4 protein-coding genes are annotated in these 2099 nt (G+C 46.5%); 1 reads left to right on the top strand and 3 read right to left on the bottom strand.

Annotation, left to right across the window (positions count from 1 at the left end; all coding sequences use genetic code 11):
- Positions 1–532: 532 nt before the first annotated feature.
- Complete coding sequence (locus ACTBDZ_RS17285; protein WP_438816207.1) at positions 533–670, bottom strand: sodium:solute symporter; 138 nt, start codon at positions 668–670, stop codon at positions 533–535.
- Positions 671–945: 275 nt separating this feature from the next.
- Here ACTBDZ_RS17285 and ACTBDZ_RS17280 point away from each other — a divergent pair, with 275 nt between their 5' ends.
- A complete protein-coding gene (locus ACTBDZ_RS17280) occupies positions 946–1368 on the top strand; it encodes a DUF1640 domain-containing protein (RefSeq protein WP_438816206.1) in 423 nt (140 codons plus the stop codon).
- 39 nt (positions 1369–1407) lie between these two features.
- Here the strand turns inward: ACTBDZ_RS17280 and ACTBDZ_RS17275 are convergent, their stop codons facing one another.
- Both ACTBDZ_RS17275 and ACTBDZ_RS17270 read right to left on the bottom strand, forming a co-directional pair.
- Entirely contained in the window at positions 1408–1584 is a 177-nt protein-coding gene (locus ACTBDZ_RS17275; RefSeq protein ID WP_438816205.1) for a hypothetical protein, read from the bottom strand.
- A 73-nt stretch (positions 1585–1657) separates the two neighbouring features.
- Positions 1658–1981 (bottom strand): hypothetical protein, encoded by a 324-nt coding sequence (locus tag ACTBDZ_RS17270; protein ID WP_438816204.1) that lies wholly within the window; start codon positions 1979–1981, stop codon positions 1658–1660.
- Positions 1982–2099 lie beyond the last annotated feature (118 nt).

The following is a 2099-nucleotide window of genomic DNA, read 5'->3' as shown; positions in this document are numbered from 1 at the left end:
GATCAAGGTTACGGATGGTAACGTGGGGAGTACTCATGCTGATTGGTCTGCAAAAAGCAGTAATAAATTCAGAACTTCAGAATACCGTCAAGTCCCGAAAAAAGAAAAACCAGGTGCGGAATGACGGCTGCATTCCATTTCTCTTGGAATTTTTTACGTGTAGCCATATCTGCAATGTGTTGTTTGGTGGCTTTAGTTAAACGGTATGACATTTCAATCTCCTTCATTCAGGCGTAAAAAAACCGCTCGTAGCGGCTGGACATGGTTAATGTTTGTGCAATGGTTAAATTTTGCATACAGATATACCTCGTTGGTTAAAACGATAATGGAACCCCGGCGCGATCCCGGTGCGGAATTACTGGATTAGATTAGCTACCGAGCAGTGTTTTTTCTCAAGCACAGGCACTGGAATCACTTCATATCCAGCGATCGGCACGTACAGCAGCCAACGGGCCTCACGATTCGATCTCACACCCCACCTCCGCGCAGTTTGTTCCTATCCGCTTTCTCAAAATCCTCTCTGCAAAACTCATCACAGAGGCGTCCCCCACAGCAGGCGCGATAGCAAATGCGCCACGGCAATAAAGCAGTAGAAGCCAGCCGTAAGCACGACACCCGAGAGACTCGAAAAGAACAGGGTAAACATCACCAGTTCAAACACTTTTTTCATTCATCACCCCCCCAGATTAATTACCTGAATACGGTTTGCATATTGCTCTGCTGCCATCTGTCAACAACGGGTAAAAAGTGATCCACTTACCGTCACCGCCAACGGTTTAATATTGATCCACCTTGTTTACTCAGGATTAGCCTCAGCGATAATCCCGGCTTTGCGCTTCTGCTTCAGTCGATAGCTCTCTAAGTTAAAAATTTTTTCTGACGGGTAAAATTTTGCAGTTTGGCGGTCAGATCGCTTACACTTGGCTTAACACAGGAGGATCCGCCATGGGCCAAGTTGCATTTGATACATTGCAGGCGTCAGAAGAGCTTCAGACAGCCGGGCTTACCAGTGAGCAAGCCAAGGCGATTTCGCTCGTTGTGCGCAAGTCTCATGAGGTGGCTGATGTGGCTACCAAGGCTGATATTGCCGAGGTAAAGCGCGATATAGCCGATGTTCGCAAAGATATGGAAGCTCGCTTCGAGAAGAATGAAGCTCAGATGCAGGCTCGCTTCGAGAAAACTGAGGCGCAGATAGCCGATGTGCGTAAGGATCTGTCCGCAGAGATAGCCGATGTCCGTAAGGATATGACTGCTGGTTTCGATAAAATTAATGATAAATTTGAGACGCTTGGCATGCAGATGACCATCCGGCTTGGACTAATGGTGGCCGCTGCCGTCAGCATCATTGCTGCCATTCTCAAAATGTGACTCTGACGTGTGACTTGTCCCTGCACAATGCTGAGTAAATTACAGCGCGTGGCGGTTCTTTATCAGGCGGTCACCGAAAATCACGATTTCCGCGAGGATGGCTTTCTTGTCGGCCTCTGGTTTTAAAGTGATGGTATCGCTTCCATCTTTGTTTAACCTAAATACAAGGTCTGTAACTTCAAGAAGAAGGACTTTAACGTTTTCAACTTCAATCATGAGGTGCTCCTATGGGGATAAAAGACAGGCTCATTAAAGAGCGTACCAAGTTTTCGGCGCTGCATTCAAACGATTAGTCGCTTCTGACAGCACCGTAACGCCCTATGTAATTCTTAAAGCGTTCGTCTTTAGATGGGTCAATTTCTACTTTGGCATAAACTCTATTGGCTTCCGCTGCGATCCGCTTCTCTTCGGCTAATATCACGCGATTTTCCCATGCCACCCGTTTTTCTTCCCAATTAATTATCCGTGGGTGAGGCAATCCTTTTTCGCCAGCGTCTACAGCTTCCATTACCCCCCTGACTATAGGAATAGTATTTAGGTAGCGTTCCTTTCTCCACGAGTCTAATCGGTTGTAATATTGTCTTTCGTCAGGCGTTAATTCTTCATCCGTCATTCCGCACCTGGTTTTTCTTTTTTCGGGACTTGACGGTATTCTGAAGTTCTGAATTTATTACTGCTTTTTGCAGACCAATCAGCATGAGTACTCCCCACGTTACCATCCGTAACCTTGA

Origin of the sequence: Symbiopectobacterium sp. (assembly GCF_051710365.1) — a bacterium.
Lineage (GTDB): Bacteria > Pseudomonadota > Gammaproteobacteria > Enterobacterales > Enterobacteriaceae > Symbiopectobacterium.
The sequence above is the reverse complement of the archived record's forward strand: the minus strand, read 5'-3'. Positions and strand labels throughout refer to the sequence as shown.

Bases quoted from the DNA above. Each gene is read 5' to 3' on its own strand.
- ACTBDZ_RS17285 (WP_438816207.1), bottom strand. From the start codon at position 670: ATGAAAAAAGTGTTTGAACTGGTGATGTTTACCCTGTTCTTTTCGAGT.
- ACTBDZ_RS17280 (WP_438816206.1), top strand. From the start codon at position 946: ATGGGCCAAGTTGCATTTGATACATTGCAGGCGTCAGAAGAGCTTCAG.
- ACTBDZ_RS17275 (WP_438816205.1), bottom strand. From the start codon at position 1,584: ATGATTGAAGTTGAAAACGTTAAAGTCCTTCTTCTTGAAGTTACAGAC.
- ACTBDZ_RS17270 (WP_438816204.1), bottom strand. From the start codon at position 1,981: ATGACGGATGAAGAATTAACGCCTGACGAAAGACAATATTACAACCGA.